The organism is Spirillospora sp. NPDC048824, assembly GCF_043198455.1.
Classification (GTDB): Bacteria; Actinomycetota; Actinomycetes; order Streptosporangiales; family Streptosporangiaceae; genus Spirillospora.
The window spans coordinates 264,728-279,181 of record NZ_JBICUS010000004.1 but is presented as its reverse complement, the minus strand read 5'-3'; the positions used below and the strand labels follow the sequence as shown (position 1 = coordinate 279,181).

Annotated in this window: 15 protein-coding genes; 4 read left to right on the top strand and 11 right to left on the bottom strand. The window is 71.6% G+C overall.

The genetic code is table 11. The annotated features are described in order from the left end of the window. The first annotated feature begins 19 nt into the window (after positions 1-19). Entirely contained in the window at positions 20-886 is an 867-nt protein-coding gene (locus tag ACGFIS_RS10390) for a 1,4-dihydroxy-2-naphthoate polyprenyltransferase (RefSeq protein ID WP_392902860.1), read from the top strand. On the opposite strand, the gene ACGFIS_RS10385 is transcribed toward ACGFIS_RS10390, so the two are convergent. Both ACGFIS_RS10385 and ACGFIS_RS10380 read right to left on the bottom strand, forming a co-directional pair. Further along, positions 850-1,866 (bottom strand): hypothetical protein, encoded by a 1,017-nt coding sequence (locus tag ACGFIS_RS10385; protein ID WP_392901979.1) that lies wholly within the window; start codon positions 1,864-1,866, stop codon positions 850-852. The two genes, ACGFIS_RS10390 and ACGFIS_RS10385, sit on opposite strands and share 37 nt — an antisense overlap. Before the next feature lie 119 nt (positions 1,867-1,985). Beyond that, a complete protein-coding gene (locus ACGFIS_RS10380; RefSeq protein WP_392901977.1) occupies positions 1,986-2,678 on the bottom strand; it encodes a uracil-DNA glycosylase in 693 nt (230 codons plus the stop codon). Positions 2,679-2,789: 111 nt separating this feature from the next. Here ACGFIS_RS10380 and modA point away from each other — a divergent pair, with 111 nt between their 5' ends. Together modA and ACGFIS_RS10370 are read left to right on the top strand one after the other, a co-directional pair. Beyond that, a complete protein-coding gene (gene modA / locus ACGFIS_RS10375) occupies positions 2,790-3,569 on the top strand; it encodes a molybdate ABC transporter substrate-binding protein (RefSeq protein ID WP_392901975.1) in 780 nt (259 codons plus the stop codon). A 71-nt stretch (positions 3,570-3,640) separates the two neighbouring features. After that, on the top strand, positions 3,641-4,306 hold the full coding sequence (locus ACGFIS_RS10370; RefSeq protein ID WP_392901974.1) for a Uma2 family endonuclease: 666 nt from the start codon (positions 3,641-3,643) through the stop codon (positions 4,304-4,306). 127 nt (positions 4,307-4,433) lie between these two features. Here the strand turns inward: ACGFIS_RS10370 and ACGFIS_RS10365 are convergent, their stop codons facing one another. Further along, complete coding sequence (locus ACGFIS_RS10365) at positions 4,434-5,273, bottom strand: hypothetical protein (RefSeq protein ID WP_392901972.1); 840 nt, start codon at positions 5,271-5,273, stop codon at positions 4,434-4,436. A gap of 99 nt (positions 5,274-5,372) precedes the next feature. Here ACGFIS_RS10365 and ACGFIS_RS10360 point away from each other — a divergent pair, with 99 nt between their 5' ends. After that, the gene (locus ACGFIS_RS10360) at positions 5,373-6,245 is read left to right on the top strand and encodes a sigma-70 family RNA polymerase sigma factor (RefSeq protein WP_392970261.1); all 873 of its coding nucleotides are present in this window, start codon (positions 5,373-5,375) and stop codon (positions 6,243-6,245) included. An 87-nt stretch (positions 6,246-6,332) separates the two neighbouring features. Here ACGFIS_RS10360 and ACGFIS_RS10355 read toward each other — a convergent pair whose 3' ends face one another. The 8 genes from ACGFIS_RS10355 to ACGFIS_RS10320 all read right to left on the bottom strand — a co-directional run bounded on the left by ACGFIS_RS10355 (position 6,333) and on the right by ACGFIS_RS10320 (position 14,400). Continuing rightward, the gene (locus ACGFIS_RS10355; RefSeq protein ID WP_392901968.1) at positions 6,333-6,869 is read right to left on the bottom strand and encodes a transglutaminase family protein; all 537 of its coding nucleotides are present in this window, start codon (positions 6,867-6,869) and stop codon (positions 6,333-6,335) included. Next, complete coding sequence (dapB, locus tag ACGFIS_RS10350) at positions 6,869-7,606, bottom strand: 4-hydroxy-tetrahydrodipicolinate reductase (protein WP_392970257.1); 738 nt, start codon at positions 7,604-7,606, stop codon at positions 6,869-6,871. Before dapB ends, ACGFIS_RS10355 begins: the two co-directional genes overlap by 1 nt. A 37-nt stretch (positions 7,607-7,643) precedes the next feature. Further along, positions 7,644-8,267 (bottom strand): FMN-dependent NADH-azoreductase, encoded by a 624-nt coding sequence (locus ACGFIS_RS10345; protein ID WP_392901964.1) that lies wholly within the window; start codon positions 8,265-8,267, stop codon positions 7,644-7,646. An 88-nt stretch (positions 8,268-8,355) separates the two neighbouring features. Next, on the bottom strand, positions 8,356-8,730 hold the full coding sequence (locus ACGFIS_RS10340; protein ID WP_392901963.1) for a phage holin family protein: 375 nt from the start codon (positions 8,728-8,730) through the stop codon (positions 8,356-8,358). A 71-nt stretch (positions 8,731-8,801) separates the two neighbouring features. After that, positions 8,802-10,121 (bottom strand): M16 family metallopeptidase, encoded by a 1,320-nt coding sequence (locus tag ACGFIS_RS10335; protein WP_392901961.1) that lies wholly within the window; start codon positions 10,119-10,121, stop codon positions 8,802-8,804. A 79-nt stretch (positions 10,122-10,200) separates the two neighbouring features. Next, positions 10,201-12,537 carry a polyribonucleotide nucleotidyltransferase gene (locus ACGFIS_RS10330; protein ID WP_392902857.1) on the bottom strand — a complete coding sequence of 779 codons (2,337 nt, stop codon included), beginning with the start codon at positions 12,535-12,537 and terminating at the stop codon, positions 10,201-10,203. Between the two features lie 342 nt (positions 12,538-12,879). Then, positions 12,880-13,149, bottom strand: coding sequence for a 30S ribosomal protein S15 (rpsO, locus tag ACGFIS_RS10325; protein ID WP_021599383.1), 270 nt, complete (start codon positions 13,147-13,149; stop codon positions 12,880-12,882). 309 nt (positions 13,150-13,458) lie between these two features. Next, positions 13,459-14,400, bottom strand: coding sequence for a bifunctional riboflavin kinase/FAD synthetase (locus tag ACGFIS_RS10320; protein WP_392901958.1), 942 nt, complete (start codon positions 14,398-14,400; stop codon positions 13,459-13,461). Between the last annotated feature and the right edge of the window lie 54 nt (positions 14,401-14,454).

Below are 14,454 nucleotides of genomic sequence, written 5' to 3'. Positions count from 1 at the left end.
AACGAAACAAGCGGTGACTGTGGCCACGCTCTCCCAATGGGTCGCCGGATCCCGGCCCCGCACCCTGCCCGCGTCCCTCGTTCCCGTCGTCGTCGGCACCGGCGTCGCCGCGGGTGAGGGCCACGCCGTCTGGTGGCGCGCCGCGCTGGCCGCGTTCGTCGCCCTCGTCCTGCAGATCGGGGTGAACTACTCCAACGACTACAGCGACGGCGTCCGCGGCACCGACGAGGACCGCGTCGGCCCGCTCCGCCTCGTCGGTTCCAGGGCCGCGCCGCCCGGGCAGGTGCTCGCCGCCGCACTCGGCAGCTTCCTCGCCGCAGCCGTGGCCGGGCTGGTCCTCGCCGCCGTGACGACCTGGTGGCTGCTGCTGGTCGGCGCGGTGGCGATCCTCGCGGCCTGGTTCTACACGGGCGGCAAGACGCCGTACGGCTACCGGGCGCTCGGCGAGGTGTCCGTCTTCGTCTTCTTCGGCCTCGTCGCCGTCGTCGGCACGGTGTACGTGCAGGTCGAAGGGCTGCCGTGGGAGGCGTGGGCGGCGGCGGTACCGATCGGGCTGCTGGCCTGCGGGCTGCTCGTCGCCAACAACCTGCGCGACATCCCCACCGACCGCGAGGCGGGCAAACGAACCCTTGCCGTGCTGCTCGGCGGCCCCTGGACCCGGATCCTGTACGCGGCGTGCACCGCGCTGCCGTTCATGTTCGTCCTGGCGCTGGCCGCCCCGCACCCGTGGGTGCTGATCGCACTGCTCGCGGCGCCGCTGTCGCTGCCGCCCACGCGGAAGGTGCTGGACGGCGCGACCGGCCCCGACCTGATCCCGGTGCTGGGCGAGACCGGCCGCCTCCAGATCGCCTACGGGGTGCTGCTGGCGATCGGCCTGGCGCTCTGAGCGTCCCTCTCGGCGAGCAGGAAGGCGCCGGTCACGCCCATGAGGACGCCCGCGAGCACGCCGCAGAGCGCCGTCAGGTCGAGCGCCGCCGTGGACTCCCCGTCCAGGAACCCCGGGTGGCTCAGCGTCACCAGGAGCCCGTACAGGGACCAGGCGAACGTGGCGGCGGCCCCGACCCACGCCGCCGCCAGCGGGACCACGAACCGCCCCGGACGGCCGGCCCGCTGGACGATCACCAGGAGGGCCGTCGCGCCGGCGAGCGCCAGCAGGGCCGCCGTCCCGTCGACCAGGTGCTGGACAACGTTCCGGTGATCGACCTGTTCGGCGGTGAGACCCGCCGTCCCACCGAACGCCCAGAAGAGGTGGACGACGGCGAAAAGAACGGCGAGAACACCCGCCGCACGGGCTAGGAGCGCCTGCACCCGATGGGTCGCGCCCTTGGGGACGTCCCTGGTACGGACGGTGAAGACATCGGCCCACCGGTGCCGCGCGTACAGGACGAAGGCGGCGAGCAGTCCGAGACCCTGCACCGTGAAGCCCGTGTAGACGACCCCGTACACCCAGCCCTGGAGCGCGCCGCCGGACGCGCTCAACGGCTCCGAGGAGAAGAGCACCTGGAGGACGCTGCCCAGCGGCACGGCGAGGACGATCGGCGCGAGGAGCCCGGCGGCGACCCAGATCGGCATCAGCACCAGCCACGCCGGGATGCGCATGCCCCAGCGGAACGTGAACGCCAGCGCGACGGCGACGGCCATCGCGTCCATGCCCATCGTGATCGCGTTGCCCACGTAGAGCGCGGACTCCTTGGCCGCGTCCGTGTCGTTCCACCCGACCGTGCTGCCGGACAGCCACGCGATCTTGATGGTCAGGTAGGGGACGCACGCGGCGATGGTCGCCGCGCAGACGACCAGTCGGAGACGGCCGGGACCACCGCGCGCGATCCGCGTCCGCCCCGTGAACGGCTGAGCTGTAACGGTCATGGACCCGACGATGCCGGGCGCCGCCCGCGCACCGCTTCCCGCCGCAGGACGAAAACCCCGCCACGCCTCCCCCGCACGGGGGAACCACACCGACGGGCCCGGCGCCGGGCCTTTCGCTCTCAGTTCGCGCGGGCCTCCGGTCCCCAGTCGATCTCGGGGAGGCCCGCATCGACGAGGGCCTTGTTCACGGCGCTGAACGGGCGCGTCCCGAAGAACTTCTTCGCGCTGAGCGGGCTCGGGTGCGCGGACTCGATCACGGTGTGCTGCGCCCCCGTGATGAGACGTGCCTTCTTGCGGGCGTAGGCGCCCCACAGCACGAACACCACGCGGTCGGTCTTGTCGTTGAGCGCGCGGATCGCGGCGTCGGTGAAGTCCTCCCAGCCCTTGCCGCCGTGCGAGCCCGCCTCGCCGCCGCGGACGGTCAGCACCGCGTTCAGCAGCAGGACGCCCTGGTCGGCCCACCGGGTGAGGTCGCCGGACGCCGTGACCGGAACGTCGAGGTCGGTGGCCAGTTCCTTGTAGATGTTGCGCAGCGACGGCGGCAGCCGCACCCCGTCGCGCACGCTGAAGCTGAGCCCGTGCGCCTGGCCCGGGCCGTGGTAGGGGTCCTGCCCGAGGATCAGGACGCGGGCGCCACCGAACGGGCAGTGCCGGAACGCGCTGAACAGGTCCTCGCGCGGCGGGTAGACGGTCTGCGTCTCGTACTCCCCCGCGACGAACGCGCCCAGCGCGGCGGTGGCCGGCGGGTCGAGCAGCGGGTCGAGCCGCTCCCGCCAGTCACCGGGCAGCATTTCCATCAGGTCGAGGGACATCGTCGGGCCTCCGGGACGTGATCTCCAGTTGCCGCAAACACTAGTGCGGCCCACTGACACGCCAGGTCGAATCACGGGAGCGAAAGCACCCCGACCCTAGGATGAGGCCATATGCCCGATTCCCCCCGTCGGCGGCGGCTCCGCGCGTCCGCGCTCCTCGCCGCACTCGTCCTGCCCGGCCTCGGTGCGGGCTGCGGCGGCTCGCCCGAGCCGATCACGCTCACCGTCCTGGCGACCTCGTCGCTGAAGGAGGTGTTCGGCGAGATGGGGACGGCCTACACCCAGACGCACCCCGGCGTCAGGCTGCGGTTCGAGTTCGGCGCCACGCCCGAGATGGCCGACCGGCTGTCCGGCCACGACCCCGGCGACGTCCTGGTGACGGCGGACCGGGCGAGCTTGGACGAAGCCGGCGATGACCTGGCGGAACGCCGCCGGACCGTCGCGCACAACTCGCTCACGATCGCCGTCGGCCCCGGCAATCCCCACCGCATCCGCGGGCTGCACGACCTGGCGCGGCCGGGGCTGCGGGTGGTGGTCGGCGGCGGGACCGTCCCGGTCGGCCGCTACACCCGCCAGGTCCTCGCCAAGGCGGGCCTGACCGTCCACTGGAACTCCGAGGTGATCAGCGCGCGGGCCGTCCTGGACCTGGTGCGCGCCGGCGAGGCGGACGCGGGGATCGTCTACATCACCGACCTGCGTTCGGCGGGGGTCGCCGCAAGCAGCGTCCCGATCCCGGCGGACCTGAACGTCACCGCGGCCTTCCCCGCCGCGGCCGTCCGGGACGGCGACCACGAGGAGGCCGCGAACGCGTTCGTGTCGTGGCTGGTCACCCCGGCCGCGCAGAAGCTGTTCCACAAGCACGGTTTCGCCACTCCCCAACGGGGTCACTGAATCCGGGTACGCTGACTACTCACGGTCCTCTATGGTGACGGGAGCCGAGCGTGATGGAGGAATCACCAAAAGTGAGCACACTTGCCACTGTTCATCACCACCGCGAGCTCCCCGACACCCCCTACAACCTCTGGACGCGGGACGAGCTCGCCGACGTACTGGATCTCCCCCACGACGGCACCCGAGTCGAGATCGTCGGTGGGGAGATCATCGTGTCACCAGGGCCGGACATGGCTCACAACTTCATCGTCCAGGACATCTCCGATGCCGTCGCCGCGGCGCGCATCGGGGATGCGTCGTTCCGGTGGCGCTGCATCGCGACCCAGGACGTCAACCTCAGCGAGATCCACGACGGCTACATACCGGATCTGTGCATCCTCGACAAGGAGGTCGCCGCCCGGACACGCCGGGCGCAGCTCAAGAAGGCCCTCCCGGAGCACCTCCAGCTCGTGCTAGAGGTGACCTCGCCCAGCACCGTGTCAGATGATCGGCTGCCCGGGAAAAAGCGGTTCAGATCGACCAAGTGGAACGGCTACGCCCGTGTGGGGATCCCCCATTACCTGCTGGTCGATCGTGATCCCCAGGCGGCGCGGACGACGCTGTTCACCGATCCGGACACCGCCACCGGCGAGTACCGGGAGGCCGTGACCTGGGACTTCGGGGAGCCGGTCAAGCTGCCCGAGCCGTTCGGCCTGGAGATCCCCACCGGCGACTGGGAGCCCTGGCAGGGGGTCTAGGCGCACCTGCACCCGCGTGAAGGCGAGCGGTCCGCCGGAATGATCGGCCGCTCGCCGACACCCGATGACGCCGTCGAGGGCGCGTGGCCGCGGCTTCGTCACCCCGCCCGCACCGCTGGGGCGGGCATCACCCGACGCGGGGAAGGCCGATCGGGTTGGGGAACGGCATCTCGTCCGCCAGCGCCTTCGCTGCGGGCACGAGCGACTCGTAGATCGCCTCGGGTTCCTCCAGGACGCGGTACGGGGGCGCGGCGAGTTCGTCGGTGCGCCGTTCGATGCGCGCCCTGAAGGCACGTCCCTCCTCGGTGGCCTCTCCTCGCTCCAAGAGCCCCCGCTCGGTGAGCGCACCGGCCGCCACGTCCCACTCCTCCTGCGACCAGCCGCGGCTCTCCCGCAGCCACTCCGCCTGGACGGTCCCGACGGCCGACGCCAGGACGTTCGCCTCCAGCCCGTTCAGTCCTTCCCCGGTGAGCAGGGCGACGTGTCCGTCCCCGCGGTGTTCCCGCAGCGCGGTGGTCGCCTGCCAGAGCGCCTCCACGGGGTCCTCGGGGACGGGCAGGTCCCGGTTGGCCGCGAACAGCGGACGCCCCGCCGCGTCCGCCGCCAGCACGACCTGCCGCAACCGCGGCCCCGCGGTCACCGCCACGTCCTCGATCCCGGGGAAGGCCCTGCGCATGGCCCGCGCCGCGGCCTCACTCCTTACGCGCAGGATGGTCTCCGGCGAAGCGAAATCCCACGCGTCCGGGACGGCCCGCCGCACCCGCGCCGGATGGAACCCGAAGAACGTCGCCTCGATCGTCCCGGCCGACGCGGCTCCGAGCGGCGCGCCCCGGCTGCCGAAGTACCCCATCCAGTAGCCCTTGAGCCCGGCCTCCTTGTTGGCCGTCCGGCACTCCTCCGCGAAGTACGTCACCGCGTGCAGCGGTTCGATGGCCTTCCACATGTCCCGCGCGAGCTTGGCATCCATCCGCCGAACGCTAAGCCCGCCCGCATGCGCGCACAAGCCCCGTCACATCCCGGGAGTCCGATCCGTCAGTGGTATGACCTACCTGACCGAGGGGACACGATGGACGAGCGCGACTTTCTGGCCGAGCGGTTCGAGGGGCACCGCACCCACCTGAAGGCGGTAGCCTACCGGATGCTCGGCTCGCTCGCCGAGGCCGATGACGCCGTCCAGGAGGCATGGCTGCGGCTCAGCCGCTCGGACGCCGGCGACATCGAGAACCTGGGCGGCTGGCTGACCACGGTCGTCGGCCGGGTCTGCCTGGACATGCTGCGCTCGCGCACCTCACGCCGCGAGGACCCCCTGGAGGAACGCCTCCCGGACCCGATCATCGGTCCCGCCGGCGGCGCCGATCCGGAGTACGAGGCGCTGATGGCCGACTCGGTCGGGCTGGCCCTCCTGGTGGTCCTGCAGTCCCTCACCCCCCCCGAGCGGCTCGCGTTCGTGCTGCACGACACGTTCGGGGTGCCGTTCGACGACATCGCCCCGATCGTGGGACGGTCCCCGGCGGCCGCACGGCAACTGGCCAGCCGCGCCCGCCGCCGGGTGCGCGGAACGGCGCCGGACCCCGAACGCGACCCGGCACGCCAGCGCGAGGTCGTCGACGCGTTCAGGGCCGCCGCGCAGGACGGCGACTTCGAGGCACTCGTCGCCGTCCTCGCCCCCGACGTGGTCCTGCGCGCCGACCAGGGCGCGGACGGCTGGAGGGAGATCCACGGCGCGGCGGCGGTGGCGGGGCAGGCGCTCATGTTCCGCCAGACGGCGGGCGAGACGTACCCGGCGCTGGTCAACGGCACCGCCGGGATCGTCAGCGTCGCCGACGGCCGTCCGAGGTCCGTCCTGTCCTTCACGATCGTGGACGGCAGAGTCGCCGAAATCGACATCCTCGCCGACCCGGCCCGCCTCGCCGCCCTGGACCTCACCCTCCTCGGCTGATCCCCGGGGAACGGTGGACTTCGCGGCCCCACCAGTCGCCAACGACGACGACACGGTCGTGGTGGGCGCGTGGTGCGGGGCGGAGGGTCATTCGAGGGTGGCGGGCAGCGCTGAGGGGCGCGGCATGGCCTTGAGGCCCTCCAGGACGGCTTCGGGCGGGGCCGCGTAGACGGTGGGGTGGATCGGGTCGCCGGGGTAGGCGAGGCGGTCCTCCGAGGGGGAGAACCGGACGTCCACGCCCGGCTTGTTGCCTCGGGGGTCGAGGTAGACCCAGCGGTCGTCGACCAACGCGGCGGTGAGGCCGTGCAGAATGCCGGACGACTGCTGGTAGCACAGGCCCGCCTGGACGCCGCCCGCGCGCAGGAGGGCGACGTAGGCGTGCGACTTGGCGTAGCAGAGGCCGGTGCGCTGATCGAGGACGTCGGAGGCGCGCCAGGGGACGCGGGTGTCACCGGCGTCCATGGAGTGGGCGACCTCGTCGCGGACGTGATCGAAGGCCGCGTGGGCGTAGGCGATGTCGTCGCCGGTGCGCAGTTCCGCGGCGATCGACTGGACGAGCGGGTGCTCGATGTCGATCGCCTCGGAGGCGGCGAGGTAGTCCCAGGGGTCGCCGGCGAAGTCCATCAGAGGCCGAGGAGGGTCTCGATGCCGAGCGTGAGGCGGTCGAGTTCCGGGACCTTGCGGACGGCGAGCAGGACGCCCGGCATGAACGACTCGCGGTCCATCGAGTCGTGCCGGATCGTGAAGATCTCGCCGTGGCCGCCGAGGACGACCTCCTGGTGGGCGATGGCGCCGGAGAGACGGACGGCGTGCACGCGGACGCCGTCCACGTCGGCGCCGCGGGCGCCGTCGACCTCGGAGGTCGTGGCGTCCGGGGATCCGGTGACGCCGGCCTCGGCGCGGGCGGCGGACACCAGCTCGGCGGTGCGGTAGGCGGTGCCGGACGGGGCGTCGGCCTTGTTCGGGTGGTGGGTCTCGACGATCTCTACGGACTCGAAGAACGGGGCGGCCTTCTGCGCGAAGTGCATCATCAGGACGGCGCCGATGCCGAAGTTCGGGGCGATGACGACGTTCCCGGCCGAGTCGTCGGTCAGCCAGGAACGCACGGTGTCGAGGCGGGACGGGTGGAAGCCGGTGGTGCCGACGACGGCGTGCAGGCCGTGCTCGACGCACCATTTGAGGTTGTCCATGACGACGCCGGGGTGGGTGAAGTCGACGACGACCTCGGCGGCGGCCAGCGCGTCGAGCGCGTCGCCCTGGTCGACGGCGGCGACGAGTTCCGTGTCGCCGGCCCCCTGCACCGCGCGGCACACCTCGGCGCCCATGCGGCCCCGCGACCCCAGCACCCCGACCTTGATCACGTGTTCCTCCCGGTTGGCGTCCCGCCCGAGCCTATCGTCAGAAGCGCTTGCCCAGCTCGCGTGCGTCGGCGTGCGCGGTCCGGCGGTCCGTCTCCGCGTCGGCGGTGGCGAGGTTGGGGCGGAACGTGACGGTGCTGAGGTCGGTGACCCCGGCCCAGCGGAGCCAGCCGTCCAGGAAAGGCGCCTGGTGGTCGGTACCGAACGCGGGCGGGCGGCCCTCGCCGTAGACGGCGCTGGTGTAGACGACGGCGGCCTTCTTGCCGCGCAGGAGGCCGGTGTAGCCGCCGTCCGGGTCGAAGGAGAAGACCCACCCGGGCTGGGAGACCACGTCGATGAACTGCTTGAGGATGTAGGGGACGCCGGCATTCCACATGGGGACGCTGAACAGGTAGCGGTCGTAGGAGTCGAAGCGCTCGAAGACGGCCCGCGCGGCCTCCCAGGCGGCGGCCTGCTCCCCCGCCGGGTCGTCGCCCGCGAACACCGTCATCTTCGCGCCGGCTCCCGCCGGGCCGAACGCGGGGAGGGTGCCGTCCCAGAGGTCGTAGTGGTCGATGACGTCGCCGTAGGTCTCGCGGTAGGCGTCCGCGAACGTTTCCGCGATCGCCAGTGACTCGGAGGCGGCGCCTCGGGGGGACGCGGAGATGTGCAGCAGGCGTGACATGGGGGTCCTCTCGGAGAAGCATGCGGACTAGAGTCCGGTTACTTCTCCGGAGATTAACGGACCTCAGTCCGCTCGACAAGACCGGGTCTCAGTCGTCGTCCGAGACGAACAGGTTGAGCAGCCAGCTGACGACGCCGACGATGATCGCGCCCCAGAACGCCGGCCAGAACCAGTCGACGTGGAACGGCAGGTCCAGTTCCCCCGCCACCCAGCTCGTCAGCATGAGCAGGCCCGCGTTCACCACCAGCGCGAACAGGCCGAGGGTCAGGACGTAGAACGCGCAGCCCAGTACCTTGATGAGCGGCTTGAGGACGGCGTTGACGACGCCGAAGATGGCCGCGACCGCGAGTAGCGTCAGCACCCGCTCAGCCGTGCCGCCGGCGGTCAGCTCGATGCCGTCCAGGACGGCCTCGGCCACCCACAGGGCGATCGCGCAGATGACAAGCCTGATAAGGATCTTCACCTGCGAAGGTCTACCTGAAGTGCGGCGGTTTGGCGATCGATGCGGCGTAACGATTCGGGCGGCGGAACGGCTCAGGCGGTGAAGTCGCGGTCCCCCACCGGGCCGATCACGGTGAGCGCCTGCGGGCCGGCGAGGACTTCGCGGGCGACCTCGCGGACGTCGTCCAGCGTGACGGCCTCGATGCGGGCCAGTACCTCGTCCACCGCCAGCAGCGACTCGTAGACCAGCTCGCTCTTGCCGATGCGGCTCATGCGGGAACCTGTGTCCTCCAGGCCGAGGACCATCGCGCCGCGCAGCTGCCCCTTGCCGCGCTCCAGCTCCTCTTCGGTGAGGCACTCGGCCGCGGCCTTGCCGACCTCGTCGCGGCAGATCGACAGGACCTCCTCGGCCTTGGCGGGCTGGCAGCCCGCGTAGACGCCGAAGATGCCCGAGTCGGCGTACTGGGCGGTGTAGCTGTACACCGAGTACGCCAGGCCGCGCTTCTCGCGGATCTCCTGGAACAGCCGGGACGACATGCCGCCGCCGAGCGCCGCGTTCAGCACGCCGAGCGCGAATCGGCGGTCGTCGGTACGGGACACGCCGGCGCCGCCGAGGATGATGTGGGCCTGCTCGGTGTCCTTGTCGATCACGACGCTGCGCGGGTCCATGGGCGCGGGCGCACCGTCCAGGCGCGGCGCGGCGGGCGCGGCGTCGCCGGTCAGATACCCCTCGAACGCGCGGGACACCAGCCGGACGACCTCGTCGTGGTCGATGTTGCCCGCCACCGAAACCACCAGGTTGGACGGGACGTAGTGCTCCCGGTAGTAGCCGTGGATCCGGTCCCGGGACAGCGTGTTGATCGAGTCCTCGGTGCCGAGGATGGGACGTCCGAGCGGGGTGTCGCCGTACAGCGCGGTGGCGAACTCGTCGTGGATCAGGTCGCCGGGGTCGTCGTCGCGCATGTGGATCTCTTCGAGGATCACGCCGCGCTCGGCCTCGACGTCCTCGGGGCGGTTCACCGACGCCGCGACCATGTCGGACACCACGTCGACGGCGAGGGGGAGGTCGGAGTCCAGGACCCGCGCGTAGTAGCAGGTGTACTCCTTGGCGGTGAACGCGTTGAGGTCGCCGCCGACCGCGTCGACCGCCGCGGAGATCTCCAGCGCCGACCGCCGCCGCGTGCCCTTGAACAGCACGTGCTCCAGGTAGTGGCTCGCGCCGGCGTCGGCGCGCGCCTCGTCGCGGGAGCCGACCGCCGACCAGATGCCGAACGCGGCGGACCGCACGGTCGGCAGCGCCTCCGTGATGATGCGCAGCCCCCCGGGCAGGACGGTGCGGCGTACCGCTCCGGCGCCCTCGGTGTGGATCGTGGTGGTGGTGCCGGGCTCCTGCGCCCTCGCCGGCAGGGTCACGTGTCGCTCACATTCCGTGGTTGGAGAGCGGCCGGCCGGCCCGCCCTCCGCGGGCGGGCCGGCCGGTCATAGCCGAGGGTCAGGAGTTGCGCTGACCGGAGTCGTCGCCGCGGCGGGTGCGGCGGCGGCGCGGGCGGCGCTCACCGTCGTCGCGCCGCTCCCGGCGCTCACCGTCGTCGCCGTCCGAGGACTCGGCGGACGCGTCCGGCGCGGCGCCGCCGTCGCCCGGACCGCTGTTGTCGGCCTCGCGCTCGACCACCTCGACCGGCACCAGCGACAGCTTGCCGCGCTGGTCGATCTCGGTGACCTCCACCTGGATCTTCTCGCCGACGCCCATCACGTCCTCGACGTTCTCGATCCGCGCGCCGCCGTGCAGCTTGCGGATCTGCGAGACGTGCAGCAGGCCGTCCTTGCCGGGCAGCAGCGACACGAACGCGCCGAACGTGGTCGTCTTGACGACGGTGCCGAGGAACCGCTCGCCGACCTCCGGCATGTGCGGGTTGGCGATCGAGTTGATCGCCTGCCGCGCGGCCTCGGCGGACGGGCCGTCGGTGGCGCCGACGTAGATGGTGCCGTCGTCCTCGATGGTGATGTCGGCGCCGGTGTCGTCCTGGATCGAGTTGATCATCTTGCCCTTGGGGCCGATGACCTCGCCGATCTTGTCGACCGGGACCTTGATGGTGATGATCCGCGGCGCGTTCGGGCTCATCTCGGCGGGCGCCTCGATGGCCTCCTGCATCACGTCCAGGATCGCCAGCCGGGCGCCCTTGGCCTGCTTCAGCGCGGCCGCCAGCACCGAGGCGGGGATGCCGTCGAGCTTGGTGTCCAGCTGCAGCGCGGTGATGAGGTCACGGGTGCCGGCGACCTTGAAGTCCATGTCGCCGAACGCGTCCTCGGCGCCGAGGATGTCGGTGAGGGTGACGTACTCGTCGCCCTCGTTGATCAGGCCCATCGCGATGCCCGCCACCATCTGCTTGAGCGGGACGCCCGCGTCCAGCAGCGACATGGTGGACGCGCAGACCGAGCCCATCGAGGTGGACCCGTTGGACCCGACTGCCTCCGACACCTGCCGGATCGCGTACGGGAACTCCTCGCGGGTCGGCAGCACCGGGAGGATGGCGCGCTCGGCGAGCGCGCCGTGCCCGATCTCGCGGCGCTTGGGCGAGCCGACCCGGCCGGTCTCACCGGTGGAGTACGGCGGGAAGTTGTAGTTGTGCATGTAGCGCTTGGTGCGCTCGGGGTTCAGCGTGTCGATCATCTGCTCCATGCGGAGCATGTTCAGCGTCGTCACGCCGAGGATCTGGGTCTCGCCGCGCTCGAACAGCGCCGAGCCGTGCACGCGCGGGACGACGTGCGCCTCGGCGGTCAGCTGGCGGATGTCCTTCAGCCCGCGGCCGTCGATGCGGAGCCCGTCGCGGACGACCCGCTCGCGGATCAGCTTCTTGGTGACGGCGCGGTACGCGGCCGAGATCTCCTTCTCGCGTCCCTCGAACGTCTCGGCCAGCTTGTCCGCGGCGGCGGCCTTGATCTCGTCCAACCGGGTCTCGCGCTCCTGCTTGCCGGCGATCGTCAGCGCCTGCGCCAGGTCGCCGCTGACGGCGTCGGTGACGGCGGCGAGCACGTCGTCCTGGTAGTCCAGGAAGATCGGGTACTCGGCCGTCTCCTTGGCGGCGACGGCGGCGAGGTCGCTCTGCGCCTTGCACAGGACCTTGATGAACGGCTTGGCCGCCTCCAGGCCCTCCGCGACGGTCTCCTCGGTCGGCGCGGTCGCGCCCTCACCGACGAGCTTCAGGGTGTCGCGGGTGGACTCCGCCTCGACCATCATGATCGCGACGTCGCCGTCCTCGAGGACCCGCCCGGCGACCACCATGTCGAAGGTGGCGCGCTCCAGCTCGGGGTGGGTCGGGAAGCCGACCCACTGTCCCTCGATCAGCGCCACGCGGACGCCGCCGATCGGGCCGGAGAACGGCAGGCCGGCCAGCTGCGTGGACAGCGAGGCGGCGTTGATCGCCACCACGTCGTACAGGTGGTCGGGGTGCAGGGCCATGATCGTCTCGACGACCTGGATCTCGTTGCGCAGGCCCTTGGTGAACGACGGGCGCAGCGGCCGGTCGATCAGCCGGCAGGTCAGGATCGCGTCCTCGGACGGACGCCCCTCCCGGCGGAAGAACGAGCCGGGGATGCGCCCGGCCGCGTACATCCGCTCCTCGACGTCGACGGTCAGCGGGAAGAAGTCCAGGTTCTCCTTGGGCTTCTTGGACGCGGTCGTCGCCGACAGCACCATCGTGTCGTCGTCGAGGTAGGCGACGGCCGAGCCGCCGGCCTGGCGGGCCAGCCGGCCCGTCTCGAAGCGGATGGTGCGGGTACCGAACGTGCCGTTGTCGATCACGGCCTCGGTGCTCTGCGCACCATCGATGCGCACGGCTTCTGTCACGGGAAACCTCCTCAGGGTTCCAATGTCGGTCCTCGCGGCCGTTTCCCGTGGTCTTGCACGCTGCCGGTCTTCGATCGAAGCACCCGGATCGAGATCTCGCCGATGCGGCGGAACGGATCCGGAAGCCACTACCGAGGACCGGCCCGCACCAGCGGTGTCCGCGAGGCTTGTCTGCAGTTGTGGCCCGCCCGCGGCCTCGGGGCCGGGGCGGCCTGGTGCCGGCGGCCGGCCCGTCCGGCCGGGCCCCGGCATGGCCGGCGGCCCGTGGCGGGCCCGCCGGTCATAAACGAAGGGAGTGGCCCGGCGGGCCACTCCCTCACCGTCCTAGCGGCGCAGGCCGAGTCGCTCGATCAGCTGCCGGTAGCGGTTGATGTCCTTGTTGCTCAGGTACTTCAGGAGCCGGCGACGACGGCCGACCAGCAGCAGGAGGCCGCGGCGGCTGTGGTGGTCGTGCTTGTGCTCCTTGAGGTGCTCCGTCAGATCGTTGATGCGGCGCGTCAGCAGCGCGACCTGGACCTCCGGGGATCCGGTGTCACCCTCAGTGGTCGCGTACTCGGCGATGATCTGGTTCTTCGTGGCGGTGTCGAGCGACACGTGGCTCCTTCGATGGAATCGACACCCGCAGATCCGGGGCCCGGAGGGCGCACGGGTCCGCATGGTGCGTGCTCTAGAGATTGGCGGGCCGCATGAGGGTGCAGCCAGCCGCGCCGGGGCCCTTCCCGGCGACTATTCACCGTACCATGTTGGCTGCAAGCCCGGCCCAGGGTGCTCGCCTGGCGGCTCGCACCCTGACCGGTCTCGTGCGGGCGCGAAGCGCTTCGCGATCTTCCCGGTGGGGCTCGCCTTCGGCTTCGCCCCACCGGTCAGGTGGCGCGCCCGCGTGACGGCTGAGGTTTCCCTGGGCTAGGACGTGATCTCGCGGATCTTGTCCACGTCCCGGTGCATCCGGTCGACCAGGGCCTCGACGGAGTCGAACTTCAGCGTGTCACGGACGCGGGCGGTGAAGTCGACGGCCATGTGCTCGCCGTAGAGTTCCAGATCGTCACGGTCCAGCGCGTAGGCCTCGACCGTCCGCTCCCCCGCGCCCTCGAACGTCGGGTTGGTGCCGATGGAGATCGCGGCCGGCCAGCTGAAGCCCGGGTAGCGCTCGGAGTCGCAGACCAGCCGGCCGCCGTAGACGCCGTCGGCGGGGATCGCGGTGTGCGGCAGCGTCTCCAGATTCGCGGTGGGGAAGCCGAGCGCGCGGCCTCGCTGGTGACCGCGCACGACGATGCCCTCGACGCGGTGCGGCCGGCCGAGCGCCCGCGCCGCCGCGTCGACCTCGCCCGCGTCGAGCCGCCCGCGGATGTGGGTGGACGAGATCGTCCCGCCGTCGGCCACCAGCGGCACGCCCTCGGCGGTGAAGTCGTACTTCTCGCCGAGCTCGCGCAGCAGCGCGACGTCGCCCTTGGCCTTGTGCCCGAACCGGAAGTCCTCGCCGACGATGACGTGGGCCGCGTGGAGCCGGTCCACCAGGACGGACTGGACGAACTCGTCCGGCGCCACCTTCGACAGCTCCAGCGTGAACGGCACGACCACGACCGCGTCGGTCCCGAGGCCCTCCAGCAGCTCGATGCGGCGCTTGGTGCCGGCGAGCAGCGGCGGATGGGTGCCGGGCCGGACGACCTCGTCCGGGTGCGGGTCGAAGGTGATGACGACCGAGCGCAGGCCGCGGCGGCGGGCCTCCTGGGCCGCGGCGCCGACGATCCGCTGGTGGCCGCGGTGCACACCGTCGAAGACACCGATCGTGATCACTGAACGGCCCCAGTCTGCGGGAACCTCGTCGAGGCCATTCCAGCGCCGCACCATTCTCTCCCTGCGTAGGACGTGCCTGCCCGGTTGCTGTCGTCCTAAGAGTGC

What these genes read in the sequence shown, in the direction of transcription:
- ACGFIS_RS10385 (WP_392901979.1), bottom strand. Translation starts at nt 1,866, where the DNA reads ATGACCGTTACAGCTCAGCCGTTCACGGGGCGGACGCGGATCGCGCGC.
- ACGFIS_RS10380 (WP_392901977.1), bottom strand. Translation starts at nt 2,678, where the DNA reads ATGTCCCTCGACCTGATGGAAATGCTGCCCGGTGACTGGCGGGAGCGG.
- modA (WP_392901975.1), top strand. Translation starts at nt 2,790, where the DNA reads ATGCCCGATTCCCCCCGTCGGCGGCGGCTCCGCGCGTCCGCGCTCCTC.
- ACGFIS_RS10365 (WP_392901972.1), bottom strand. Translation starts at nt 5,273, where the DNA reads ATGGATGCCAAGCTCGCGCGGGACATGTGGAAGGCCATCGAACCGCTG.
- ACGFIS_RS10360 (WP_392970261.1), top strand. Translation starts at nt 5,373, where the DNA reads ATGGACGAGCGCGACTTTCTGGCCGAGCGGTTCGAGGGGCACCGCACC.
- ACGFIS_RS10355 (WP_392901968.1), bottom strand. Translation starts at nt 6,869, where the DNA reads ATGGACTTCGCCGGCGACCCCTGGGACTACCTCGCCGCCTCCGAGGCG.
- ACGFIS_RS10345 (WP_392901964.1), bottom strand. Translation starts at nt 8,267, where the DNA reads ATGTCACGCCTGCTGCACATCTCCGCGTCCCCCCGAGGCGCCGCCTCC.